The 23376-nt window shown below is 60.3% G+C and carries 20 protein-coding genes, 1 other RNA gene and 1 riboswitch; of the genes, 11 read left to right on the top strand and 10 right to left on the bottom strand.

The window, feature by feature from the left end:
• Nucleotides 1–230 precede the first annotated feature (230 nt).
• The 6 genes from LGH74_RS07160 (at nt 231) to LGH74_RS07135 (ending at nt 3622) form a co-directional block, all read left to right on the top strand.
• Nucleotides 231–644, top strand: a complete 414-nt coding sequence (locus tag LGH74_RS07160; RefSeq protein WP_226173921.1) for a carboxypeptidase-like regulatory domain-containing protein — start codon at nt 231–233, stop codon at nt 642–644.
• 111 nt (nt 645–755) lie between these two features.
• An RNA gene (gene ffs, locus LGH74_RS07155) (signal recognition particle sRNA small type) lies at nt 756–852 on the top strand.
• Nucleotides 853–937: 85 nt separating this feature from the next.
• Complete coding sequence (gene fsa / locus LGH74_RS07150; RefSeq protein WP_226173919.1) at nt 938–1594, top strand: fructose-6-phosphate aldolase; 657 nt, start codon at nt 938–940, stop codon at nt 1592–1594.
• A gap of 73 nt (nt 1595–1667) precedes the next feature.
• On the top strand, nt 1668–1874 hold the full coding sequence (locus LGH74_RS07145; RefSeq protein ID WP_226173910.1) for a fructose-6-phosphate aldolase: 207 nt from the start codon (nt 1668–1670) through the stop codon (nt 1872–1874).
• 105 nt (nt 1875–1979) lie between these two features.
• Nucleotides 1980–2684, top strand: coding sequence for a cell division ATP-binding protein FtsE (locus tag LGH74_RS07140; protein ID WP_226173908.1), 705 nt, complete (start codon nt 1980–1982; stop codon nt 2682–2684).
• 5 nt (nt 2685–2689) lie between these two features.
• Nucleotides 2690–3622, top strand: a complete 933-nt coding sequence (locus LGH74_RS07135; RefSeq protein WP_226173906.1) for a glycosyltransferase — start codon at nt 2690–2692, stop codon at nt 3620–3622.
• 31 nt (nt 3623–3653) lie between these two features.
• Here the strand turns inward: LGH74_RS07135 and LGH74_RS07130 are convergent, their stop codons facing one another.
• Complete coding sequence (locus LGH74_RS07130) at nt 3654–4565, bottom strand: DUF6565 domain-containing protein (RefSeq protein ID WP_226173904.1); 912 nt, start codon at nt 4563–4565, stop codon at nt 3654–3656.
• 160 nt (nt 4566–4725) lie between these two features.
• Here LGH74_RS07130 and LGH74_RS07125 point away from each other — a divergent pair, with 160 nt between their 5' ends.
• Complete coding sequence (locus tag LGH74_RS07125; RefSeq protein ID WP_226173902.1) at nt 4726–5892, top strand: DegT/DnrJ/EryC1/StrS family aminotransferase; 1167 nt, start codon at nt 4726–4728, stop codon at nt 5890–5892.
• A gap of 480 nt (nt 5893–6372) precedes the next feature.
• Nucleotides 6373–7398 (top strand): Gfo/Idh/MocA family protein, encoded by a 1026-nt coding sequence (locus LGH74_RS07120; protein WP_226173901.1) that lies wholly within the window; start codon nt 6373–6375, stop codon nt 7396–7398.
• A 182-nt stretch (nt 7399–7580) separates the two neighbouring features.
• Here the strand turns inward: LGH74_RS07120 and LGH74_RS07115 are convergent, their stop codons facing one another.
• Nucleotides 7581–9215: an alpha/beta hydrolase family protein gene (locus LGH74_RS07115; protein WP_226173899.1), complete on the bottom strand. Its 1635-nt coding sequence runs from the start codon at nt 9213–9215 to the stop codon at nt 7581–7583.
• Nucleotides 9216–9378: 163 nt separating this feature from the next.
• A complete protein-coding gene (locus LGH74_RS07110; RefSeq protein ID WP_226173897.1) occupies nt 9379–10389 on the bottom strand; it encodes a fasciclin domain-containing protein in 1011 nt (336 codons plus the stop codon).
• A 240-nt stretch (nt 10390–10629) separates the two neighbouring features.
• Here LGH74_RS07110 and LGH74_RS07105 point away from each other — a divergent pair, with 240 nt between their 5' ends.
• Nucleotides 10630–11502: a hypothetical protein gene (locus LGH74_RS07105; RefSeq protein WP_226173895.1), complete on the top strand. Its 873-nt coding sequence runs from the start codon at nt 10630–10632 to the stop codon at nt 11500–11502.
• A 116-nt stretch (nt 11503–11618) separates the two neighbouring features.
• Nucleotides 11619–12347, top strand: a complete 729-nt coding sequence (locus tag LGH74_RS07100) for an EcsC family protein (protein WP_226173893.1) — start codon at nt 11619–11621, stop codon at nt 12345–12347.
• Here LGH74_RS07100 and LGH74_RS07095 read toward each other — a convergent pair.
• Together LGH74_RS07095 and LGH74_RS07090 are read right to left on the bottom strand one after the other, a co-directional pair.
• The gene (locus LGH74_RS07095; protein ID WP_226173891.1) at nt 12311–13084 is read right to left on the bottom strand and encodes a TIGR02117 family protein; all 774 of its coding nucleotides are present in this window, start codon (nt 13082–13084) and stop codon (nt 12311–12313) included. The two genes, LGH74_RS07100 and LGH74_RS07095, sit on opposite strands and share 37 nt — an antisense overlap.
• Before the next feature lie 70 nt (nt 13085–13154).
• The gene (locus LGH74_RS07090) at nt 13155–14999 is read right to left on the bottom strand and encodes a glycoside hydrolase family 13 protein (protein WP_226173882.1); all 1845 of its coding nucleotides are present in this window, start codon (nt 14997–14999) and stop codon (nt 13155–13157) included.
• Between the two features lie 204 nt (nt 15000–15203).
• Nucleotides 15204–15297, top strand: a riboswitch (SAM riboswitch).
• A gap of 327 nt (nt 15298–15624) precedes the next feature.
• Between LGH74_RS07090 and LGH74_RS07085 the strand changes: the two genes are divergently transcribed.
• A complete protein-coding gene (locus tag LGH74_RS07085) occupies nt 15625–17073 on the top strand; it encodes an amino acid permease (protein WP_226173880.1) in 1449 nt (482 codons plus the stop codon).
• A gap of 366 nt (nt 17074–17439) precedes the next feature.
• Here LGH74_RS07085 and LGH74_RS07080 read toward each other — a convergent pair whose 3' ends face one another.
• The 5 genes from LGH74_RS07080 to LGH74_RS07060 all read right to left on the bottom strand — a co-directional run bounded on the left by LGH74_RS07080 (nt 17440) and on the right by LGH74_RS07060 (nt 23371).
• Complete coding sequence (locus tag LGH74_RS07080; RefSeq protein ID WP_226173878.1) at nt 17440–18915, bottom strand: lipopolysaccharide biosynthesis protein; 1476 nt, start codon at nt 18913–18915, stop codon at nt 17440–17442.
• Nucleotides 18916–18995: 80 nt separating this feature from the next.
• Complete coding sequence (locus LGH74_RS07075) at nt 18996–20351, bottom strand: DUF7033 domain-containing protein (RefSeq protein WP_226173876.1); 1356 nt, start codon at nt 20349–20351, stop codon at nt 18996–18998.
• A 64-nt stretch (nt 20352–20415) separates the two neighbouring features.
• Nucleotides 20416–21696, bottom strand: coding sequence for a glycosyltransferase family protein (locus LGH74_RS07070; RefSeq protein WP_226173874.1), 1281 nt, complete (start codon nt 21694–21696; stop codon nt 20416–20418).
• A gap of 36 nt (nt 21697–21732) precedes the next feature.
• The gene (locus LGH74_RS07065; RefSeq protein WP_226173872.1) at nt 21733–22437 is read right to left on the bottom strand and encodes a PIG-L deacetylase family protein; all 705 of its coding nucleotides are present in this window, start codon (nt 22435–22437) and stop codon (nt 21733–21735) included.
• The gene (locus tag LGH74_RS07060; RefSeq protein WP_226173870.1) at nt 22424–23371 is read right to left on the bottom strand and encodes an acyltransferase; all 948 of its coding nucleotides are present in this window, start codon (nt 23369–23371) and stop codon (nt 22424–22426) included. The genes LGH74_RS07065 and LGH74_RS07060 overlap by 14 nt, the downstream gene beginning before the upstream one ends.
• Between the last annotated feature and the right edge of the window lie 5 nt (nt 23372–23376).

Raw genomic sequence — 23376 nt, 5'->3', positions numbered from 1 at the left:
AAAAAAGCCCCCGGCTATATCAGTCGGGGGCTTTCTAGCGTTTAGTATATGCGGCGGAAAATGAATTTTTGCTACTTCCTGTGTGTATAATTCAAATCCTTCCGTATAAGAGCGTCATTTGCCCGCCGAAAGCCTGGCCGGTAGATAGTTTTTCATTTTACCCCATCTGGATGAAACACTTGACCCTTTCTGTGTGCAGCGCCGCCTGCCTCTTTCTTCCATTAGTAGGAATGGCCCAATCGGCCCCCAAATCAGCGGCAACCCGGCCAAAGGCCGGGGCTGAGCAAATAGCAGTGCTGGCCCCCGCACCCAGTGCAGCTGCGGCCCCCAAAAAAGCAGTGGCAGCCAAACCCGTCGTCAAAACCCTGACTGGCTATGTACTCAACGAAGAAGGAGAGCCGCTGGCCGGCGCCACCATCATTTCCGAGAAAGGCGAAGTCATTACTACCAATGCCGACGGGCAATTCATGATTCAGTCGGTGGCGGCTACGCCGGTGCTGCGGGCCAGCTACGCGGGCTACCAGGAACTGCAGCTGCCCATCAACACAATGCAGCCCACTACCTTCCGCCTCGACCCGATTGAGAATTACGAGCGGCAGCTCAAGAAGCAAAGCAAGGCGGCCAACAAGGCCTGGAAGCACTAGAGTGGGGCTTATTTAAAAATAAAGCCCCTGATACTCTGCACATAAATGGCGTTAAGACAAAAATCTTAGCGCCATTTGTGCGTGCGGCTCAATAAGGCTCGTATATTTGTACCGGCGAGTCAGAACGACCAGCTCCTGCTGAACTCCCCCAGGACCGGAAGGTAGCAAGGGTAAGTGGTTGAGCGGTGCGATTTTGGCTCGCTATTTTTTTGTCCTGTCCCCAACGCTTCCCCGCGCCGCATTTGCCGGCAAACGGTTAGCTTTGGGGCATTCTTTTTTAACCCAATTCCCGCATGAAATTCTTCATTGACACCGCCAACCTCAAGGATATCCAGGAAGCAGTTGACCTGGGCGTATTGGACGGCGTAACCACCAATCCGTCGCTGATGGCCAAAGAAGGCATCAAAGGCGTCGACAACGTAATGGCCCACTACAAGCAGATATGCGAAATCGTGGATGGCGACGTATCGGCCGAGGTTATTGCCGTGGATTTTGAGGAAATGGTGCGGGAAGGGGAGATGCTGGCCGATCTGCACCCGAACATCGTGGTGAAAGTGCCCATGACCCGCGACGGGGTAAAGGCCATCAAGTATTTCTCCGAAAAAGGCATCAAAACCAACTGCACGCTGATTTTCTCGGCCGGGCAGGCCCTACTGGCCGCCAAAGCCGGTGCTACCTACGTGTCGCCCTTCGTGGGCCGCCTCGACGATATCGGGCACGACGGCCTGGTGCTGGTGCAGCAGATTGTGGATATTTTCAGCAACTACGGCTACCCCACGCAGGTGCTGGCCGCCTCGGTGCGCCACGTACCCCACTTGATTCAGTGTGCCGAAATCGGGGCTGATGTGGTAACCTGCCCGCTCAACGTCATTACCGGTCTGCTCAAGCACCCGCTCACCGACGCCGGCCTGGCTACATTCCTGGCTGACCACAAAAAAGTTAATAGCTAATTGTTGCTTGCTGATTGTTGATTGTTTTTGCTTTCAACATCCGGCAATTAACAATCAACAATCAGCAAACACTATGTACATCATCAAGGTAAAGGGCAAGGCCAAGATTCCGGATTACATTCAGCTGCGCGATGAGAACTTCGTGCTCATCGCCTATTTCCGGGCCGACCGGCCGCTGAAGGATCTGCACCGCTACGGGCTGGAGGGCAAGGAAGCACCCTTGGCCGCCGTCATCGAAGGCCTCACCTTCGGCAAGCTGCAGAAGCTGGAGCTTGCCTAATTATCCATCCCGTTACGGCTCCTCTCTGTTTGAAGCGTGGATTGGTCGGCATGACGTTCTATCTTGGATGCCGTTCAGTTACGCTCCAACCCTTTTTTCAACAGCATGCCTACCTCATCAGCGCCGGTAATTGAGCTGCACGACGTGTACGTGATGCAGGACGTGAATACGATTCTGCAGAAAGTCTCCTTTACCCTCGATAAGGGCGAGTTTGCGTATCTGGTAGGCCGCACCGGCTCGGGCAAAAGCTCGTTGCTGAAAACGCTGTACGCCGATCTGCCGATGGGCGGCGGTGTGGGCACCGTGGCGGGCTACGGCCTGCAGAAGCTCGACTCGGGCAAAGTGCCTTACATGCGCCGCAAGCTGGGCATCATCTTCCAGGATTTCCAGCTACTCTTTGACCGCTCGGTGGCCGAAAACCTGCTCTTTGTACTCAAGGCCACCGGTTGGAGCGGCAAGGCCAAGATTCAGCAGCGCATTTCCGAGGTACTGATGCGCGTGGGTTTGTCGGGCTCGGCCAGCAAGATGCCCCACCAGCTTTCCGGCGGCGAGCAGCAGCGTGTCGTCATTGCCCGCGCATTGCTCAATGAGCCGGTATTGCTGCTGGCCGATGAGCCCACCGGTAACCTCGACCCCGACGTGGCCGACAGCATCATGCGGCTATTCATCGAAATCAACAACGCCGGTACCGCTGTGCTTATGGCCACGCACAACTACCAGATCATCCGGCAGTATCCGAAGCGGATTCTTAAGTGCGAGAATGGTCAACTGCTTGATTCGGCCCGCGTGAACGTCTCGTTGACCGAATAAACGCTATGCCTGCGCCCGGCCTTTCGGTCTTGATTCCGGTATACAACCGCGACGTAACAACGCTCGTCTGCAACCTGCTGGAGCAGCTGCCCGACTGGGGCGGCCCGGTTGAAATCGTCTGCTTGGATGATGCCTCGACGCCGGAGTTCCGGGAACTGAACCGGCTGGTGAGCGTACTGCCCGCCGTGCGCTACCAGGAGCTGCCGCGCAACGTGGGCCGCTCCAGCATCCGCAACCAACTGGCCGCCGCCGCGCTGTATCCGTGGCTGCTGCTGCTCGACAACGACAGTCTGCTGCCCGACGACCAGTTTCTGGCCCGCTACGCCCAGGCCCGCACCCTGGCACCGGTGCTGGTGGGCGGCACCACTTACGACCCCACGCCGCCCGCCGATATCAGTCTGCAGTTGCGCTGGCACTACGGCCGGGAGCGGGAGGCACGCCGGGCTCAGCAGCGGCAACAGGCCCCGCACGCCCAACTCACCCTGAATAACATGCTGATTGAGGCCGCCGTGTTTCAGCGCTTCGGCCTCGACGAAAGCCTGACCCGCTACGGTCATGAAGACACCAAGTTCGGCTGGCTACTGCGGCAGGCCCAAGTGCCAGTGCGTCATATTGACAACCCCGTGCTGCACGACGGCTTGGAACCGGCCGCCCTGTTTCTGGAAAAGTCCCACGCCGCCGTGCGCAACCTGGCCTTGCTTTACCGCCACGAAAACCTGGGCACCGATACCCGACTGCTGCGGCTGGCCCTGCGGGTGCGGCACACCAAGCTCTGCCAGCCCACCCAAGCCCTGCTGCACCTGTTGCTGCCTGCGCTGCGCCGCAATCTGCTCTCCGCCCGGCCCGACCTGCGTCGCCTCGATCTGCTCAAGCTTTACTGGCTACTGCAGGAGCTAGGTCAGCCAATAAACGACAACAAAAAAGGCCGCCAGACATAGTCCGGCGGCCTTTTTACTATGCGTGTAGCACTTAGTCGTTGTCGGTGTTTTTTACTTCCGACTTCACTTCCTTGTAGCCTTCTTTGGTTTTCTCGCCTACTTTCTTGGCGGCGTTACCGATTTTCTGGCCTACCGTTTTGCCAGCATCCTTCACGTCGGAGGCGGTATTGGTGGCGGCGGTGCCCACAGCTTGCCGCTCGTCGCGGGTTTCTACTTCGGCATTTTTAGCGCCTCCTTCTACGGCATCAGCTCCCTGGGCCACGCGGGCCTCGGCTTTGTCATACGACTTGAAGGCGGCGTATTTCAGCTTTTCCTTGGCAATTTCGGCCCGGTCGGCGGTGCTTACATCCTTCTTGATCTGGTCGTAACGCTCGTCCAGAGCTTTCCAGTCGGCATTCACGTCGCGCCAGTCTTCGATGCCGTAGCGGTTTTCGTTTTGCTTGATCTGGGCCGTGAAGGCTTCATACGTGCCGCGGATGTTGGCTGCCGTCAGCGCGCCGTATTTGTCGCCGGCCAGCTGGTAGTAGCGGGTGCCGCTGCCGGCGGTGCCGGTAGTGGTACCGGCTACGGTGTTCGGCCGGTTTTTCCAGGCCATGTCGCGCTTGTCGTAGGCCGTGGTGTAGCGGGTGCGCAACTGCTCAATTTCCTGGCGGCGCGTGTCATCGTATTGGTCAGCGTACTTATCGACAGCGGCAACTTTCGAGTCAAACTCGGTTTTCATTTCGCCGGTTTCCCGCTCGTAGTCGGCCTCCAGCTGGTCGCCTACGTTGTCGGCCTTGGTTTCGGCGTTAGTCACGAAGGTCTTGAAGTCTTCGTAAGCCTGGTCGCTTTCCTGCGAAACCTCTTTCTTATCGGCCTGGGAGCAGCTGGTTTGGGTGAGCGTAGTGCCGCCCAGCAACATAAAAGCAGCCAGCGTGTGTATGGTGAGACTTTTCTTGAACATGGTGTGAACGGTTGGTGGGGAGAAGTTGAGGGGAGAATATAGCCGGCTTGTAATACAGCCGTCTGGCCCGCTTAACGCAGGCTTTTCGGTTCAGGTTGCGCCGGCCCACAAGTCGGCTGGTTTGCCGGGGGCGTTTATCTTTGACGAAAACCCACTCGCCTTGCCGCCTTCCCCAACCTCCACCGTTTCTACCGCGCCCGTCCAACTGCTGGACCTGGCGGCCCAGCACGCCCCTATTCAGCCGGAAATTGAGGCGGCCATCCAGCAGGTGCTGCGCGAGGCGGCCTTTATTCAGGGGCCGGCCGTGGGCGAATTTGCCCGGGAATTGGGCGACTACCTCGGCCAAACCCAAGTAATTCCCTGCGGCAACGGCACCGACGCGCTGCAGCTGGCCCTGATGAGCTTGCGGCTGCCGGCCGGTAGTGAGGTTATTGTGCCCGCCTTCACCTATGTGGCTACCATGGAAGCCGTGGCCGTGCTGGGCTTGCGCCCCGTATGCGCCGAGGTGCTGCCCGATACCTTCGGCCTCGACCCGGCGGCGGTGGAAGCAGCTATTACGCCCCGCACCGGCGCTATCATCGTCGTGCACCTGTTCGGGCAGTGTGCCGATCTGGCGGCCCTCACCCGCATTGCCCGGCAGCACCGCCTGGCCCTTATCGAAGACAATGCCCAGGCCATCGGGGCTACGTTTCAGCTTGCGGCGGGCGAGACGCCAGTATTCGCCGGCACGGTGGGCGAAGTGGGCACCACGTCGTTTTTCCCGTCCAAAAACCTGGGGGCTCTCGGCGACGGTGGGGCGCTGTTTACCCGCGACGAAGCCCGGGCCACCTACCTGCGCCAGCTCGCCAACCACGGCCAGACCCGCAAATACTACCACGAGCACATCGGCCTCAATTCCCGCCTCGACACGCTGCAGGCCGCCGTGCTGCGCGTGAAGCTGCGCCAGCTGCCCGCTTGGACGGCCGCCCGCCAGCGTGTCGCGGCCCACTACGACGCGGCCCTGACTGGCCTGCCGGGCTTGTACATTCCCACCCGAGACCCGCGCAGCACCCACGTTTTTCACCAGTATACCGTCACGGTAGCCGTCGAAAAGCGCGACCAGCTGCAGGCGTTTCTGCGGGAGCGGGGCGTGCCCAGCGTAGTGTATTACCCCGTGCCTACGCATTTGCAGCCCGCTTATCAGTATCTGGGGTACCAGCCGGGACAGTTTCCGGTGGCCGAAACGCTCTGTGGCACGGTGCTGTCATTGCCCATTCACCCCACGCTTACGGAGGCACAAATGGCGTATGTCAGTGCCACAGTAAGCGACTTTTGCCGCGTGAGCTGAGATTTTGCCAGGCTCCCGTTTTATTTTTCGGAGGGTCTGCGCTTCAGGTAGTTGCGGTGGGGCAAAGGCGTTTCATCAGCCCGATAAACATTTTAAAACCCAACCCACAGGCTCAATGCTCCAGGGTAGGGGCGCAACGTCCTAAGGCATAGTCCCAACCTCTCAAGACTTCGCCTCAATCGTCCAAGGGTGCGCCACGATGCTCCAAGCCTCCGCCTCAATCGTCTAAGCTTCCGCCGCAGTACTCTAAGGCATGGACGCAATGCTCCAAGCCTCCGCCGCGGTGCTCTAAGCCTTAGCCTCAGTGCTCCAAGGTATAGCCGCAACCATTTAAGGTATAAATTCAGTATTCCGGCGGTAGTGCGGCCTTTTACGGTCTGGCTATAAAGCGGCGCGGCCCCGGCTGATATTCGTTAGTTTTGCCTGGTCCGCTTGTGTATTCCCAGTTGCCGGCTTACCTCCTTCGCAAAACTCTTCCCGTTGTCTGATCTGTTACCCGCCGTCCGCTTTGCCATCTGTGGCACCGGCCACATCGGTCGTCGCCACGCTACTTTCGTGCAGCACCACCCCGGCGCCCAATTAGTAGCCCTCATCGACAGCCGGCCGGAGCTGGCTGCTTCCCTGGCCCCCGAGTTTCCCGGCGTACCATTCTTCACCTCCCTCGACAACTACCTCGCCCACGGCCCCACCGCCGATGTGCTCACCGTAGCCACACCCAACAATCTGCACGCGCCCCAGGCCATTGCCGGGCTGCGGCACGGCCTGCACGTGGTGGTCGAGAAGCCCATTGCCCTGCGCAAAACCGACGCGGAAGCCATTGTCCACACCGCTTTGCAAACCGGCCGGCTGGTCTTCGGGGTGATGCAGAATCGTTATTCGCCGCCCGCCGCCTGGCTCAAACAGGTCTACGAGCAGGGCCACCTGGGCCAGATTTACCTGCTCCAGCTCAACTGCTTCTGGAACCGCGATGCGCGCTATTACAAAGCCGGCGGCTGGAAAGGCACCCAGGCCCAGGACGGCGGCACGCTCTTCACCCAATTCAGCCACTTCGTCGATCTGCTCTACTGGGTTTTCGGCGACATTACCAACATATCGGCCCGCTTCCGCGACTTCAACCACCAGGGCATCACTGAGTTCGAAGATAGCGGCCTGGTTACTTTCGACCTGGTGCGGGGCGGTAGCGGCACGCTGCACTACAGCACCGCCGTCTGGGACCGAAACCTGGAAAGCAGCCTCACCGTGGTAGCCGAGCACGGCAGCCTGCGCATCGGCGGCCAGTATATGGACAAGGTAGAATACTGCCACCTGCGCGACTACACGCTGCCTACGCTGCCGCCCACCAACCCCGCCAACGACTACGGCCCCTACCAGGGCAGCGCCGCTAACCACGTCCAGGTCATCGAAAACGTGGTAGATACCGTGCAAAAACGCAGCACTGCCACCACCAACGCCCTCGAAGGGCTGAAAGTGGTAGAAATCATCGAGCGAATCTACAGCTTGAAATAGCCCGTGCCAGGGTCGGGCGTTTGTGCTACCAGCACGGTGTAGTCTCCTCGTTGAACGACAACCATTGCAACATCAGCAACGATTGAGACGCAAGGTTGCGTCTCTACACCGTTCAAACACTACAAAAAAGCGCTCCGCTGCTAGCAACGGGGCGCTTTTTTGTAGCTAAAAACACCGGTAATTTACTCCGCCAGCTTCAGCTTGATCCAGTCAAGAATGGTTTGCTGCACCAAGGGCGAAAGTACCGGCCGGGGCACGCCGCCCATCAAGGGCCACTCCGTAACGGGGGCCTGAAACTGGTGGTTGATACCACCCAAGCGGCGGGCATCTACGCGCTTATTGCCCTTTGATTTCAGCCCTTTTTCGAGCAGCGCCAGGTTGCTCACGTTCACCTTGTCGTCGTCGGTTCCGTGCATCAGCAGTACGGCGCCTTTCACTTTGCCCAGCTCCGGCTGCGGGTCGAAATCGAGGTAGTAGCGGTACCAGCGGCTGGTCATCAGAGCCGTACGGGCCTGCACCTTCGTGGGGTCGATGCCGGGGTTCGACTGGCTCATCATATTGCTCACGATGGCCTGGGCCTGGGCGTTGTCGGCCGTCTGGCGAATCACTTCCAGCAGGGCTTTTTGCTGCTTGGCAATGGCTTCCTGCCGCTTCTTGTCATCAGCGCGCTGGCGCATCTGCTGCTGGGCAATGTAGGTTTCGACCTGCGCGGCATTGGCGCCCTTAGCGCGCATCTCGTCAATTTTCTCGCCCATCACCTGCTGATTCTGCAGCAGCTTCTTTACCTGCGCCTCCTGGGCCGTGTCAGCCTCGCCGGCTTTTAGAAAGCCCACCGGCTGCTGGCTGAGCACTTCGTTGCCGCCGGCTCCTGAGGCTGCCATCGTTACCACAAAGGCGGGTGGCAGGGGCTGGGCGGCGGCCAGCAACGCCACGTTGCCACCTTCGCCGTGCCCAATCAGGCCCAGCTTGCCGAAGTCGATGAGCGGACGGGTCCGCAGAAAGTTCAGGCTGATCTGGGCGTCGCGCACCCGGTCGGCAGTAGTAGCCGTCGTACAGTCGCCACCCGACTGACCCACGCCCCGGTCGTCGAGGCGCAGTACGGCAATGCCGTACCGGGTCAGGAAATCGGCCAGGGCGCCAAACATCCGGTAGTCGCCCTGGGCCGCGTCGCGGTCCTGCGGGCCCATATCCGAAAGCAGCACCACCCCGGGAAACGGCCCTTCGCCGGGCGGAATCGTGAGGGTGCCGCTCAGGCGGATGTTGTCCTGAGAGTTGGAAAAAGCCACTTCCTCCACCCGGTAGGGCGGCGGAAACTTGAAGTTTTTGGAAGGACCGGCCTTGGGCGAAAACTTCAGCGCCAACGGAGCTTTAAACGTCTGAAACTGCCACTGGCCGGCCAGTTGCTGCCCGTCGGCGGAGCGCTGGCTAATAAAGCGGCACCCCAGCTCGTCGGACACAAATAGCAGCGTGTCGTTGCGCTGCTCCACGTTCATAATAGCGTGGCTGATGCGCTGGGCCGGCACGTCGAGCACGGCAAAATGGCCACCGCCCGCCAAATCGGTAATGGTAAGGATAACGGGCAGACTGCCACCGGGCAGGGCCAGCTCGCCTTTCCACTGGCCTTCGAGCACCACTTTAGCGGCAGCGGGCTTAGCCGGCGCGGCAGCGGCCGGAGCTGGTACTTCAGCCGGCGTGGTGGTAGCCGGGGTAGTGGCGGCCGGGGCTACCGGCGTGGGCTGATCCTGGGCGCTGGCCGCCAGCGGAATCAGCGGTAGAAGAAACCAGCTCCACAGAAAGCCGGCAAAAACATTCTTCATACAGAGAAAATAAGCATGGGCTCAACGCTTTAGCATAAAGCGCGACCCGGATGACAATAGGGTGTAAGCAGAGCAGGAAAGTAGGAACAAACTGACTCAGCCAACAAACCTAGGGAGCTGAACCTGTGAATTCTAGCCCCAAAAGTATGAATTTTAAGTCGGTTTATAACTTCGGTAGCAAAACCCGGTCAACGACGTGTACGACGCCGTTGGTGCACTGAATATCGGGAATGACCAGATTGGCGTTGTTGGTGCCGTTGCCTTCGCCCTTCACCGGCAGCAGGCCGTTGGCAAAGGTGCCGAAGGTGAGGCTGCCGCCACCCAGCGTGGGTAGCGCGGCATTATCGGGCAGCTCCGATGTGAACTGGGTTAGCTTGCCACCCTGTATGCCCAGCAGCACGTGGTTGAGCAGCACTGCTGTAAGCGTAGCTTTGGCATTGGGCAGCTTTTCGAGGTCTTTGGGCTCGTTGAGCTGAATGCCGAACTGCTGGTACAAATCCTTGAATGCCTGATCGGTAGGGGCAAAAACCGTGAGCTGGGGGCTGCCTTCCGACAGCGCGCCGGCCAGGCCGCAATACACCACGGCATACACCAGGTACTGCAACTCGGGCTTCACAAACACTTTGGACGTGCTGAGAGCAATGGCCGAGTTGACCACGTCGGCTCCGGTAGCCAGCAGCACTTTATCCACCACGTGTACCGTACCGTTAGATGCCTTCACATCGGTGGCCAGAATGCGGGAACCGTTGACGTAGCGGGCGTTATTGCGGCTCACGATGCGGCGCACCGGCCCCAGCGCCGAGCCCGACGAGGTGCCGGCCACCAGCGAATTGCCCGAGAGTGTACCGCCAGCCACGTGGTAGAACAGCGTGCTGGTCAGGAAGCTGGTTTGCAGGGCCTGCAGGTCGGTGGCCTGCCGCAGGCCTAGCCGGGCGAAGGCCGCGTTGTTGGGCGCAAAAACGGTGTAGTTGCCCTGCGGGTCATTCGGGTTGCGGTTCGACAGAATTTCGACCACGCCTCCGCGAATGGCGGCTTCTTCGAGCACGCTAAAATCATTGTTGGACACCGCAATGCCAGCAATAGAAGGATCAGACTCCGTGTCTTTGGCGCAACCACTGAGTAGGAGTGCGCCGAGTGACAGGCCGGCAAACAGAGAGCGTAAAGGGTGTTTCATGGGCAACAGGAGTGATGCAGAGGCAGAGTTGAGGCCAGAGGCGGCATACAAACGAGTCAATTCGAGAACCGGATTTCTCTTTATGAGACTTTGTGAAAAAAATCCCGCAAAGAGAAAACCAGATTTGGATACTACCCGTAGGTCTGGCGCTTCCGGAGGCTGAACAATAGCAGGATGGTATTGTTTTCCCGGCACTTCGCCTCCCAGGCGCCCGACCTCACACTACCTTTTTCTGCTTGTATGCAACACTCTTACGCGTTTTCATTTCTTGTTTCGGCCGCCTTGCTGCTGGGCACTCAAGTCCGGGCTCAGAGCCTGGTGAGCGGCTTTATGGTAGGCAAGGGGCACGGTTCCGTATCGTTTACGGGCACGGCCGAGCGGTATAAAAGCGTGTTTCTGGTGCCGGAAAAGGTGGACGAGGTGCCGGTGTTCCAGGAAATTCGAGTTTCGTCGGTAAGCGTGTATACCACCTATGGCATCAGCGACAAAATAGAAGCCGTGGTGAGTTTGCCTTACATCAGTTCTGAGGGCAAAGGCAACGGCCAAGGCTATACTAACTCCCGCAGCGGCCTACAGGATGTTTCGGGGCTGCTCAAGTTCAAGGCCTTTTCCACCACCATCGGCTATAGTGTGCTCGATCTACTGGGCGTGGTGGGCGTGAGCACACCGGCCAGCAACTACCAGTCGAACAAAGGTCTGGAGTACATTATTGCTATTGGCAACGGCGCTACCAAGTATAATACGCTCGGCATTGCCCACCTTAAAACTCCGTCGGGCGTGTTCATTACGGGGCAGGCGGGCTACAGCCTGCGCACCAACCGCGTACCCAACGCATTCATTGCCGATGCCAAGGTGGGTTACGCCGGCCTGAAGCTCTACACTGAAGCCTGGGCCTCATTTCAGCAGTCGAGCAACAAAGGCACCGACATTCTGCAGCCCGGCTTCGACTTGTATTTCCCGGCTACGCGGGTCAATTTCGCCCGTATCGGGGCCAGCGTGTTCCGGCCCATTGCCAAGGGCGTGGGTGTGGTGCTGGGCGCCAGCCAGTACGTTTCGGGCCGCAACCTGGGCAAATCGACGGCCCTGTCGGCGGGCATTTCCTACAACTATTAGTAGTAGCGCGAACTGTGTAGTTCGTGTGCCAGAACGACTCAAATGGCGTGGAGACGCGAACTACACAGTTCGCGCTACTATAGCCACTGCAAGCCCGCTTTAGCTACCTTCGGGGCATGACCTCTTACGAGCAGCAGGCCCACCGGGAACTAGTAGCGTGGCAGCAGCAGATGCAGCGGGCCCCGTCGTATCTGAACCGCTTCACGCGGCAGCTGCAGGTGCGGCTCAATAATCTGCTGCCCGAAAAGGTGCACCAGGCCATTACGGTGGCCATTCGGGAGATGGTGCGCGGCGTGCTGCTGGGCTCCCGCTATACTACGCGCAGCCCGCTGCTGGTAGGCACGCTGGAAGAGCGGGAAATGGCCGTGCGCACCCGCGTGAAATACTACCGCAACACAGCTTCCGCCGAAGGAGCCGTAACGGGCGCGGGCGGCTTTCTGCTGGGCCTGGCCGATTTTCCGCTACTGCTCGGCATCAAGCTCAAACTGCTCTTCGACATTGCGGCCCTCTACGGCTTCGACGGGCACGACTACACCGAGCGGCTCTATCTGCTGCACATCTTTCAGTTGGCCTTTTCGAGCCAGCACAGCCGCAACGAGGTGTACCAACGCGTGGCTACCTGGGAAAACTACCGCCACACGCTACCCCTCGACCCGAAGGGATTTGACTGGCGCACTTTTCAACAGGAGTACCGCGACTATATCGACTTGGCCAAAATGGCCCAGCTCGTGCCCGTCATCGGGGCGGCGGTGGGGGCGGTGGCCAACTACAAGCTGCTGGAGCAACTCGGCGAAACGGCCCGCAACTGCTACCGGATGCGCCTCGGGCTCGACGCGGTGGCGTAGCGGTGCTTCACGACGGCTTTGGCGGCATTGCGCACCACGTTGGGGCCCTTGCGGCGGTACTGGTAGAAGATGCCCGAGTCCATGGCCGTCCAGAAGCAGGCGCGCTGCCCGCAGTACTTCAGGCCGTTATTGGCCCAGGTGTTGCAGGTGAAGAGGAAGCTGTAGGTGCGCTGCGCCTCGTAAAACGCGTCGTGCTGCCCGTAGCTGTGGCCTTCGATGTGCTGAATATTGCCCTGCGCGTTGTGGTCGAAGCTGGTCTTGATGTAGTCGATAAGGCGGGCGTACTCGGCCTCGCTGATGCGGATTTTCACGCACGACTCTGACTCGCGCATCGAGCGGTGAAACGTGACGTGCATGGCCGAGGAGCTCAGATGGAACATGGCCTTGAAGGCCGTGCTGGGCTTGAGCTCGGCCCAGGTGGGCGTGTCGAGGTAGAAGCCCTTGTCGCCCCAGCCGAAGCCCACGTACTCAGCCGACGCGTCGGCGGCTGGTGTATCCGAGAACTTCACCAGCTGACTCCAGTCGATGTACTTGGTGCGCACCGGCGTCACGATGTCGGTATGCACCCCGTTGGAGAGGATGTAGATATCGACGTCTTCGGCCGGGTCGGCATCTTCCGCGTTGACCGGAATCCGGGACAAAAGGAAGGAGGAGGCCACGTACAGGCCCACGATACCGACCAGGGAACCGGCGGCGTAACCGGTTATTTTCAACGTCTTCTTTACGGCTGGATGCATGCAATGAGGTTGGGCGGGCCGAGGAAAAGCCCCATTGCTACGTGGCTTTTCCTCGACCCGCCGACAGAAGCTATTTGACTTTCTTGAGCGCCATGCCCGACAGGGTGGGCAACGTGGCGGTGCTGGCAACTACTGTTTTTCCGGTCAATAAGTTGAGCCAGGAGCCTTTTTCCGGCAAGGTAAATTGCTGAGGGCTGCCTTCCAGGTTGAACAGTACTACGATACGCTCCTGGACGGCGGTGCGCTGGTAGGCCAGAGTTTGGCCCTTGGTGGGTAAGAACGTCAACTCGCCGGTTTGCAGCACGGGGTTGCCGTTGCGCAGGTGGGCCAGCTGCCGGTAGTAGGCGTAGTGGGCGGCATTATAGCCCACTGGGTCGAAGGTAGACGTGGTAGTGGGCTGGAAATTGGTGCGGGTTTCGGGCTCAAACGTGAGGCCCGGCCACCAGAGCGGCTTGCGGCAGTCGGGGTCGTCGGCACCCCACATACCCAGCTCATCGCCGTTCCAGATCTGGGGCGCGCCGATGCTGGTAAACTGGTGGAGCAGGTAGAGCTTCACGCGCTGGTACGTTTCGGGGTCGGGCTTGCCGGTCTTGTAATTCGGGTCGTCGCCGGGGGTAGCTTTGTACTTATACTGGCCCGGGTTGTAGAAGCAGGTGAGGAGCCGGGGCGCGTCGTGAGTAGAGGCCACGTTCATCATGGCGTAGCGGAAGGGCTTGCCCAGGCGGTTCCACTGAAACTGCAGCGAGTCGATGAGTTGCGGACCGGTGAGCGGGGCCTTGACGGCGGCAAAAAAGCTGCGCGCCGGGCGGTAGGCCTGGTAAAACATGACTCCATCGAATACGTCGCCGCTGGTGTAGGGCACCGGGTTCATGAGCTTGTCGGGCCAGGTTTCCCACCAGATTTCCCCCACCAGATAAGCCTCGGGCTTCACCGACTTGACGAAGGTGCGGTACTTCCGCCAGAAGCCCATCGGTACCTGGTCGGCCACGTCGAGGCGGTAGCCGTCGATACCCTGGGCCGCGTTGCCGTCGGGAGCTAGCCACCGCTTCGTGACGGCGAAGATGTGGGCCTGGGCGCCGGAGTTCAGCTCGCCCTCGTAAGGCTTGCCGGCCTTGCGGGGTGTGGTAATGTCGACCTTCTTAATCTCGGGCAGGCTTTTGAGCCCCACCCAGCCGTTGTAGTCAAACTCGTTGGCGGCCGTCTTGGGGTCGTCGAAGCGGGTAATGTCGTACCAGTCCTTGAAAGCCGACTGCTGCTGCTTCCGCACAATATCCTGCCAAGCCCAGAACTCGACGCCGGTGTGGTTCCAGGAGTAGTCGAGCACCACGCGCATATTGCGCTTGTGGGCTTCGGCCACCAGCTTCAGAAAGAGCCGGTCGGCGCTGGTCCACTTCCAGCTGGCCGGGTCGTTGGGGTTTTCGGAGGCAATGAGCTTGTTGTCGCCCACTGGGTCGGGCCCGAAGGTGACGTCGACGTGGTGGTAGCTGCGGGCGTCGTACTTATGCAGGGAGGGCGCGTCGTTGATGGGGTTCAGATAGAGCGCCGTAACGCCCAGCTCTCGCAGGTAGTCGAGCTTATCGAGCACGCCCTGCAAATCACCGCCGAAGCGGCGCAACGAGCGGGTATCGTTGAAGTTGAGCTTGGCGGCCGTGGCCCAGGGCTCGGGCTGGTACCAGTTGTGCGTCCAGGGCGTGATGCTCCAGCCGGCGGGCACCGTGAAGCTGCCGCGCATGTTTTCTGGCTTAGGGTCGTTGCTGGGGTCGCCATTGGCAAAGCGCTCCACAAAAATCTGGTACCACACCACCTTCTGCGCCCAAGCCGGGGGCAGGGCCGTGGCGGACTTAGGGGCCGGTTGGGCCGGGGCCGGTAATTGGCTGCCAAAAGCCAGCAGCAGGCACAGTAAGGTCTTTCTCATGAGCGCGGGAAGGAGGGAGCGGGCAGTCAAAATAACACAATCGGGCCGTAGCAAGCTCTAACAACGCCGCAACCTATTCCGGACCCGTCGGACCCTGCCCGGCGTGGCTGGCGCGCTTCCCGGCTCAATTTGCGGCTCCCGTTGCAAATGCGGCCCGGCCCGGTTTACCTTTGCACCATCAATTCTTTATTGCCCAAAGGATTGTTTTTATACAGAGGCGCTGAGAGACAGGCTCGATGAAGCGTCGGCAACCCCCGGTGATGAACCGGAACGGTGCCAAGTCCTGCTCATATAAAAACAAGTTGCCGTGGATTGCTTCCCTGCCCAGCCCGTTCGAGTTTTTGCCACCGTTGTTTCGTCTGCGCCCCTGGGCCAGGCGCCGGGGTGTTGTTGCTGTTGTTGAAGTAGCGGGCTTTAGGCCCAATTACGTGTGTTGCGCGGCGTAGAATAGCCGGCAGCGCGGGCCGGTAGGCCATTCCCTTTTCCTCTTTCTTCTCATTTCTGGTCGTTGTCGGGCCCGGCGCAGCGCGTGGGGGTGGCCGGCTGTTGCAGCAGCCGGCTCCCGGCCGCGGCCAGAATCCTTTTTCTCGCCTGAGCACGCCGTGGCGTGTTCCTACCTATTCGTATGCTTAAAAAATCACTGGAGCTGCTTCGCTTAGAAGCGGCCGAAACCGGAACGGGCACCCTCAAGCGGAGCCTGGGCGGCTTTAGCCTCATTGCCATCGGCATTGGCGTCATCATCGGGGCGGGCTTGTTCTCGCTCACCGGCATTGCCGCCGCCAACAACGCCGGCCCGGCCGTCACGCTTTCCTTCCTGGTGGCCGCCGTGGGCTGCGCCTTCTCCGCGTTGTGCTACGCCGAGTTTGCCTCTATGGTGCCCGTGGCCGGCTCGGCCTACACCTATTCCTACGCCACCATGGGCGAGCTGTTTGCCTGGATTATCGGCTGGGACCTCATCCTCGAGTACTCCGTGGGGGCCGCTACGGTGGCCATCAGCTGGTCGCAGTACCTGGTGCGGGTGCTCGACAAGTTCAACCTGCACATTCCGCCCCAGCTGGTGATGTCGCCGTTTGAAAAGGCCACCCTGGCCGACGGCGCGGTGGTATCGGGCATAGTGAACGTGCCGGCCATGCTCATCGTGCTGGCTATTACGGCCATCATCATCCGGGGCACCTCAGGCTCGGCCTGGTTCAATGCGCTGGTGGTGACGCTGAAGGTGGCCGTGGTGCTGGTCTTCATTGCCCTGGGCTGGCAATACATTGATCCGGCCAACTACCAACCCTACATTCCGCAGAACACCGGCACTTTCGGCGAGTTTGGCCTGAGCGGTATCCTGCGCGGGGCGGGCGTGGTATTCTTCGTTTTTATCGGCTTCGATATTGTGGCCACCATGGCCCAGGAAACCAAGAATCCGCAGAAGAATATGCCCATCGGCATCATCGGCTCATTGCTGGTGTGTACGGTGTTGTTTGTGCTCTTCGGCCACGTGCTTACCGGGGTAGCCAACTACAAGGAGTTTAAAGACAGCGCCGCGCCGGTGGCCATTGCCATCGAGAAAACGCCCTACGGCTGGCTCAGCTCGGCCATCATCATTGCCATTCTTATCGGCTACACCTCCGTCATCCTGGTTGATTTGATGGGCCAGAGCCGGGTGTTTTTCTCCATGTCGAAAGACGGGCTGCTGCCCAAGATCTTCGCCGAAGTTCACCCCATCTTTCGCACGCCCCACAAGTCCAACCTGCTGTTGGGCGCCTTTATCAGCCTGTTTGCGGGCTTCGTGCCCATTTCCGTGGTGGGCGAAATGACGAGCATCGGTACCCTGCTGGCCTTCGTGATGGTGTGCCTGGGCATTCTGATCATGCGAAAGAAGGAGCCTAACGCCCCGCGCGGCTTTCGCACGCCCTGGGTACCGGTGGTGCCCATCCTGGGCATCGTCACCTGCCTGCTGATGATGGTATCGTTGCCCCTCGACACCTGGCTGCGGCTCTTCGTGTGGCTCGCCATCGGCCTGGCCATCTATTATGGCTACGGCAAGAAGCACAGCAAGCTGCGGCAGGCCCAGGCGGCCGAATAATTGGCTCCAGAGTATTGTAAAAGCCCTTGGCACCCATCCTGCACCAGTGCAGAGTAAGTGTCAAGGGCTTTTTACTGGCTCTACACCGGTGCAAGATGATTGTCAGGAACCCTTTAGTATCTCTGCACCGGTGCAGAGCCTATCCAAAGCCGACTGCATTTGTTCTGCACCGGTGCAGAACAAATGCAATGCACCTTGGAGACTATCTGCACCGGTGCAGGCAAGGCACATAGCTATATGTGCTGAACCTTCACTTGGGATGAGTGTCTAAGAACGGGTAGAGACGCATGATGGCGTCCCAAGTGTTGCTGCTGTGGCAACGGGTATCGTTCGACGAAGAGACGCGAAGGGTCACGCCACTACACCTTAGCGGCGCAGCAGCTTCTTCAGCAGGGGCTGGGCTTCGGGCACCAGGCCCAGCAGCAGCAAGGTACCGCCATACAAAGCCGTGAGCACCGTGCCGCGCATGAGCATGGTGAGCAGCTTGGAGGGCAGAGCCGGCAGCAACCACACCAGCAGGCCCGAGCCGGCCGCCACGGCCAGCACCACCGGAATGCGCCAGGTGAAGGGCTGCAGCCGGTAGCTGTACCACACAAACCAGGTGCGGGCCGTGTTGATGCCCACAATGGCAATAAGCGTGGCCAGGGCCGAGCCGGTGAGGCCCAGCACCGGGATGAGCAGGCGGTTGAGCAGCACCGTAATGGCGGCCAGCGAAAGGTTGAAGATCAAATCGAAGCGGTAGCGGGGCGAGGTGACAACGATGAGGCCGTTGACGCCGGTGATGCCGTCGAACAAGCGGCCGGCCAGCAGCAGCAGCACCGCCGTGGTGCCCGTGGCGTACACCGGGTTTTTGATGAGGGAGTAGATAAAGTCAAGGTTGAGCCCGATACCCAGGGCCAGGTAGCAGCCCAGAATGGTGTTGAGCCGGGTCGTGTCGCGGTAGAAGTCGGCCATGCGGAGCAGGTCCTGGTCTTTCCAGTACTGGGCCAGCAGCGGAAAGGCAATCTTGTTGAGCGAGCGGGCCGGTATGGTCAGGGCCGTGCTGATGTTGTAAGCAATGCCGTAGATGCCCGCCGCTGCCAGGCTGATCTGGGCGCTGACCATCCACGAATCGATAAAGCCCAGGATGCTGCCCGACAGGCTAGAAAGCAGCGCGAAGCCGCCGAAGCGCACGATTTCACTGACCGGCCGTACTCGCAGCGCCGCCAGCGTCGGCCGCAGGTGCAGCTCCCCGATAAAGGCCAGGTACCCCGTGAGCAACAACGATATAGCTCCGTAGAGCCCGATGTAGCCCAGCACAAACTCCTGAAAGGTGAGCACGCCCTTGCCGTAGAGCACGGCCAGCCCCGCAATGAGCACCCGCAGCACTATGTCCTGCAGAAACGAGGAAAACGCGGTGTGGTAGAGCCCCTTGAGGTAGGCATCCTGCAGCGAATAGAGCAGCGTAAAGAAGGCCAGCAGCGTGCCCCAGGCGTAGTACGGCTGCAGCAGGCCTACATCGTGGGGCTTGTACTGGGCCAGAATCAGCGGTTTACCCACCAAGTATACTGCCGTAATCAGGGCGAAGCCCAGCATGGGCACTCCCAGCAGAAACGGCAGAAACCCGTGGTGCCCGGCCTCGCGGTTGCGGAAATACGGAAAGAACCGGATGCCTACGCTGGCAAAGCCAAAAGCCGCAAACTGCGCGTACACCGTGGCAATAGACACGAGCAGCGTAGTAAGGCCCAGCTGGGCCGGGGCCAGCAGTGTAGGCAGCACAAAGGCCGTATTGACAAAGCCCAGAGCCAGCCCGAGGTAAGAAATAACCGTATTACGCAGCCCCTGCCGCTGAACGATACCCAAATGGTGAAGTTGTGAAAGGTGAAGTTGTGAGTTTTTGCCCAGCGTGTCATTGCGAGGCGACACGCTTCTTTCGCAGCACGCTAGCTCATCGTTACGCAAATATCAGTGCCATTCACGAAAGCCGCCCGGCGGCTGCGAAGGTACTCCATGAGGGCGTGGAACTGCTGCGGGCCGTTGTGCTGGTTGGCCGGGTCGAAGTTCTCGTTATGCCAGAGCACCGTGCACACCCCCCCGAACCGCTCGATTTCCTCGAACATAGGCCGCAGAGCCGGCAGCACTTTGTCGGGGGCCAGCTGCAGGTAGTTGGGATGGTACAGCGTGGCGTCCATCACGTTGAGCGGGATTTCGAGGAAGGTGCAGGGCTTGCCGGCAGCAAAGTTGAACGGGTGGAAAGGCCGGCAGTAAGAGTTGCGGAAGCCGTAGTGCTCGGCAAAACCAAGCGTGGAGTCGTAGGCAAAGAGGAGCGTATCGAGGATGAAAGGCGTAACGCGGGGCTCCCAACCCAGGTAGTGAAACCGGATACCGTCAACCGGGCCCCGGGTGCAGTCCTGCATGCGGTGCTGCTCAGCTTTCAGGTTACTGCCTTCCCGCGCCCGTCCGATACTGCCGTGCAGCCCCACTTCCGAGTTGCCGATGGCCGCCGCAATGCGGGGCCAGGCTTTTGCTACCGCGTAGTCGGCGTTGGGCGTGCCGTTGGCCCCCGGTCGGTGTTCAGGGAGGAAGAAGAACGTGCTTTTCGCGCCGTAGCCGGCCACCGTCTGCTGCACCCGGGCCAGGTTGTCCCAGGCATCGGGCCGGGTGAGGTGCTGCCAGAGCTGCCGCGAGAAGCCCAGCAGGTGGCCGGCTTTGAGAGCCTGCTTGGCTGGCTGTTTCCAGGCGCTGTGCAGGTTGTCGATGTCGTGGGTGACGAAGGCGGCGAAGGGTGCACCGGCCCAGCCTTTGGGTGTCAATGCTTGCCCAGAGACGTGCTCCACGGCGGTTTTGAGCACGTCGAAGTAGTAGTTCACCACCGGCACCGTTACGAAGCCATAGCGGTGCTGCACGCTGGCCGCGTAGGGGAAGCGCCCATGACGGTCACGCTCCTCGGAAAAGAACTCCTGCCAACCGCTGAGCAGGTAAAAAGCCGCCGCAACAATGTCGGCGTGGATAATAGCCCGGCCTGCCGGCAGCAGTTCCAGCAGGGAGTTCTCGGGGGCTGCATCGAAGAAGAACGGTAGCCGCTGGCCCCGGTAGTCGCGGTAAGCAGGCGCGGACGGGTAGGGGTGGGTTTGTTCGAAGAATTGTCCGGCCCCGTCGGCTATCCGCACCTGTGCTTCCTCGTAGCCAATCGATACGGCGGGCACGTTGGTATATGCCTCCCGGAAGTGGCGCAGTACGTAGGCCAGGCGGGTTTCGGCAGTAATAATGGGCGCAAGGACAGGGAGTGGTGGCAGCATGAGGGCAAAGTAACGTTCTGGCAGCGGTTCCCGCAGCGGAGCGCAGAGGGGTACACAGAGCTGTTCAGCCGTCGAGCCACTCGGCTAGCAGGCGCACGGCCCGCTGCTGGCTGTGGCCTTCGTCGGCGGTGCCCAGCGTGGCGTTGTAGTAGGTGGCGCGCTGGTAGAGGTCGAGCGGCTTGTGCTGCTGGTAGCGCCCGAGCAGCGCGGCCAGTTCGGGCAGCGTGTCGGCCGGCTCCGAGAGGCCGTGGGCCACGTAGCCGTAGTAGTCGTGGGCCACGCCATGGGTACCAAAGCGGTAGTAGAAGCTGGCCACGTTTAGCAGCACGGCCTCTAGGTGGGTGCTGGTATCGGCTGCTACCAAAGCATCCTGCTGGCGCAGAAACTCAAACACGTTCTGCTGCCGGGCATCGGAGAAAAGCAGCTGTGGGTGCTGCCGGGCCAGAAACGAGAAGTCGCGCCGGTCGGAGGGGTGGGGGCGCAGCGTGAAGGTGAGCGTGGGATACGCGGGCAACAAGTAGGCCAGCGCGGCGGCTACGGCTTCGGTTTCGTCGAGCGTATTGATGGCCAGGCCCACGCGCCGCACCGCCGGATTTTGGTTCTTGTCGCGCAGAAACGCATCGGCTTTGGGCATTCCTACCAGCTCCACCCGGCCCTGCACCGGGCCGCACTGCCGGTACTTGTCCAGCGCATCCTGGCCTTCGAGCAAGCTTAGGTCAAAGCTCAGGGGGGGGAAGTTGGTGCTTACGCTGGCGTGCTGCACGTAGGCCGTGGGCACCCCGGCGGCGCGGGCCGCCAGCAGCAGAGCCCGGCTGTCGTCGTTGTGGTCGTTGGCAAATACGATGGCGCGGGGCCGGTAGTGCCGCAACGCCTGCCCGTACACCTCAAAGTAGCCGATGGCGTTGAAAATCAAATCGAAAAAGCGCCACGCCCGGCTACCCTCAGTTTTCCGCAGGCCCAGCAACACCAGCGGAAACTGCCAGTAATAGAGCAGTTTTCCCCGCAGCGAAAGGCGGTTTACGGCCCCGTTGTAACGCCCGATTTCCTTGCTTTGTCCGGCCACCAGCACGCTGCCGGGTAGCGCCTCCCGGATGAAATACAAGGCCTCGTAGTTGTTCTGACTCACCACGTACAGCCACACCGCGCCGCGCAGCTGCTCGGGGTTGCGAATGGGCCGGAACACGTTGCCCACTAGCCGCACAGCTGCGTACCCGAGTACCTTCAGCAGGCGGCGCAGCGGACTAGGGGGCGAAATAGAAGCTAGCAAATGCGCCGGAAACGAGGCGAAATGGCTGGTAAGCCGCGCATACAGGATATCCTGAAAACGCTCGGTGAGCTGTTGCACTAAAGACGAATACGACTGGCCATGCGCTGCCACTGCCTAGCCGATGTGTCGAATTAGCATAAACGCCTCCGCAAACGGCTGCCCAATGACCACGCCCCAGCGCTGGGCCTGAATGCGCAGCGCTTCGGGGGAGCGGGGGTGCGGATAGGCACGCTTCTCAAACTCGTAGGCTTCCATGCCCGCAATCTTGGCCTGGACATCTTCTTCCGAAACCGCCAGAAAAAAATTAGGCAGAAACGGGTTGGGGTAATTGGCCGCCTGCCACTCAGTGGAAGAAGGCGTTTCGCAGGCAATGATGGTGCGCATTGGCTCGCCGGGCAGCGGACGGGTGCCCGTAATAACGGCCTCAAATGTACGCCGGTGGTCGATATTGGTGTCGCCGCCGTGGTGGGTGAAGATAATATCGGGCTGAAACGCTTCTTTCTCCTGCTCCACCACCTTTACCAGATCCAGCAGATCCACGGAGTCAAAGCGGTTGTCGGCGAAGTCGTAGATGCCGGTAGACGAGTAGCCGATGGCCTCGGCGGCCCGCTGAATGTTGCCGCGGTGCACGGCCAGCTCAGCGGCCCATTTCTCCGCGTCGCGCACGGCGCTGCGAGACGTGATGCCCTCACCCAGAATCACGGCGCGGGCCGTGCAGCCCTGCTGGCGCACGAGGCGGTGAACAGTGGCCCCCAGGCCTAGCAGTTCGTCGTCGGGGTGGGCTACTACTACCAGTATCTTTTTGTTACTCCACTCCATCGGTATCGGGGGAAAAGGCCAGCAGGCGGCGGTACTCTTCGGGCAGAATAGAAGAGAAGGCCTGACCGGTGTAGAACTTGATGCCCCGGCGTCGCAGAAAGTCCCGGAAATCTTCCTCTACGGCGGTGAATGAGCCCTGCACTTTCATCGTGTCGAGGTTGAAAACTACCTCGTTGCAGCGCAGCTCGGCAGTGGCAGGCTTGTACGAAATCCGCACGGCCAGCTCTTTGTAGGCGGCCAGCTTTTCGTAATCTTCCACGATGCGCCGCACCAGCTGCTCGTTGCGGGCTGGATCGTGGCTGGGGTACATATTCTCCCGGATAATCCGGACCGGAATACCGCCGGCCAGGCAGCCATCGGGCAGGTCTTTGTTGATGAGCGAGTTGGTGCCAATCACCACATTGTTGCCGATGCGGCGGTTGGGCAGCACCGTCGATTTGGCCGGCAGCCACACTTTGTCGCCGATGTGCACGGGGCCAAAATCAGCCGGGAAGCCTTCCAGAATCGGCAGGTAGGAGCCGTGGGTCCACACCGCTACGTCTTCCCCGATGCCGACGTACTCCCCGATGTGGATGGCGTGATTCACGTTGAGCGTAATCCGGGCGCAGATCATGGAATAGGAACCCACGCGCAGGTGGGCATCCTCGCTGAACTTGCCACCGTGGCCCACTACCACGTTCGAATCCCAGTAGACGTACTCGCCCACGTGAATCGTGCGGGCCGTCAGGTTGTTGGCATTGCCGAAGATGGTCAGGTTGCCGATCTGCAGCTCCTGGCCCACCAGAAACACGTTGTTCGCGCCCAGCGTCACATTGTCGCCGATAACGCACGAGGTGGCGCGAATGGTGGTGTTGGGGCCGATGCGGAAGTTGCTGCCAATCGAAAGCGTGTCGGCAATGATATAGCTGCCGTTGTCGAATTTCCGGATTTCCATGTCGT

The sequence above is a fragment of the Hymenobacter lucidus genome (assembly GCF_020447265.1).
Lineage (GTDB): Bacteria > Bacteroidota > Bacteroidia > Cytophagales > Hymenobacteraceae > Hymenobacter > Hymenobacter lucidus.
Note: the sequence above shows the minus strand (reverse complement) of the source record. Positions and strands in the feature narration are given on the sequence as shown.

Bases quoted from the DNA above. Each gene is read 5' to 3' on its own strand.
- LGH74_RS07160 (WP_226173921.1), top strand. From the start codon at position 231: ATGGCCCAATCGGCCCCCAAATCAGCGGCAACCCGGCCAAAGGCCGGG.
- fsa (WP_226173919.1), top strand. From the start codon at position 938: ATGAAATTCTTCATTGACACCGCCAACCTCAAGGATATCCAGGAAGCA.
- LGH74_RS07145 (WP_226173910.1), top strand. From the start codon at position 1,668: ATGTACATCATCAAGGTAAAGGGCAAGGCCAAGATTCCGGATTACATT.
- LGH74_RS07140 (WP_226173908.1), top strand. From the start codon at position 1,980: ATGCCTACCTCATCAGCGCCGGTAATTGAGCTGCACGACGTGTACGTG.
- LGH74_RS07135 (WP_226173906.1), top strand. From the start codon at position 2,690: ATGCCTGCGCCCGGCCTTTCGGTCTTGATTCCGGTATACAACCGCGAC.
- LGH74_RS07130 (WP_226173904.1), bottom strand. From the start codon at position 4,565: ATGTTCAAGAAAAGTCTCACCATACACACGCTGGCTGCTTTTATGTTG.
- LGH74_RS07115 (WP_226173899.1), bottom strand. From the start codon at position 9,215: ATGAAGAATGTTTTTGCCGGCTTTCTGTGGAGCTGGTTTCTTCTACCG.
- LGH74_RS07110 (WP_226173897.1), bottom strand. From the start codon at position 10,389: ATGAAACACCCTTTACGCTCTCTGTTTGCCGGCCTGTCACTCGGCGCA.
- LGH74_RS07105 (WP_226173895.1), top strand. From the start codon at position 10,630: ATGCAACACTCTTACGCGTTTTCATTTCTTGTTTCGGCCGCCTTGCTG.
- LGH74_RS07100 (WP_226173893.1), top strand. From the start codon at position 11,619: ATGACCTCTTACGAGCAGCAGGCCCACCGGGAACTAGTAGCGTGGCAG.
- LGH74_RS07095 (WP_226173891.1), bottom strand. From the start codon at position 13,084: ATGCATCCAGCCGTAAAGAAGACGTTGAAAATAACCGGTTACGCCGCC.
- LGH74_RS07090 (WP_226173882.1), bottom strand. From the start codon at position 14,999: ATGAGAAAGACCTTACTGTGCCTGCTGCTGGCTTTTGGCAGCCAATTA.
- LGH74_RS07085 (WP_226173880.1), top strand. From the start codon at position 15,625: ATGCTTAAAAAATCACTGGAGCTGCTTCGCTTAGAAGCGGCCGAAACC.
- LGH74_RS07075 (WP_226173876.1), bottom strand. From the start codon at position 20,351: ATGCTGCCACCACTCCCTGTCCTTGCGCCCATTATTACTGCCGAAACC.
- LGH74_RS07065 (WP_226173872.1), bottom strand. From the start codon at position 22,437: ATGGAGTGGAGTAACAAAAAGATACTGGTAGTAGTAGCCCACCCCGAC.
- LGH74_RS07060 (WP_226173870.1), bottom strand. From the start codon at position 23,371: ATGGAAATCCGGAAATTCGACAACGGCAGCTATATCATTGCCGACACG.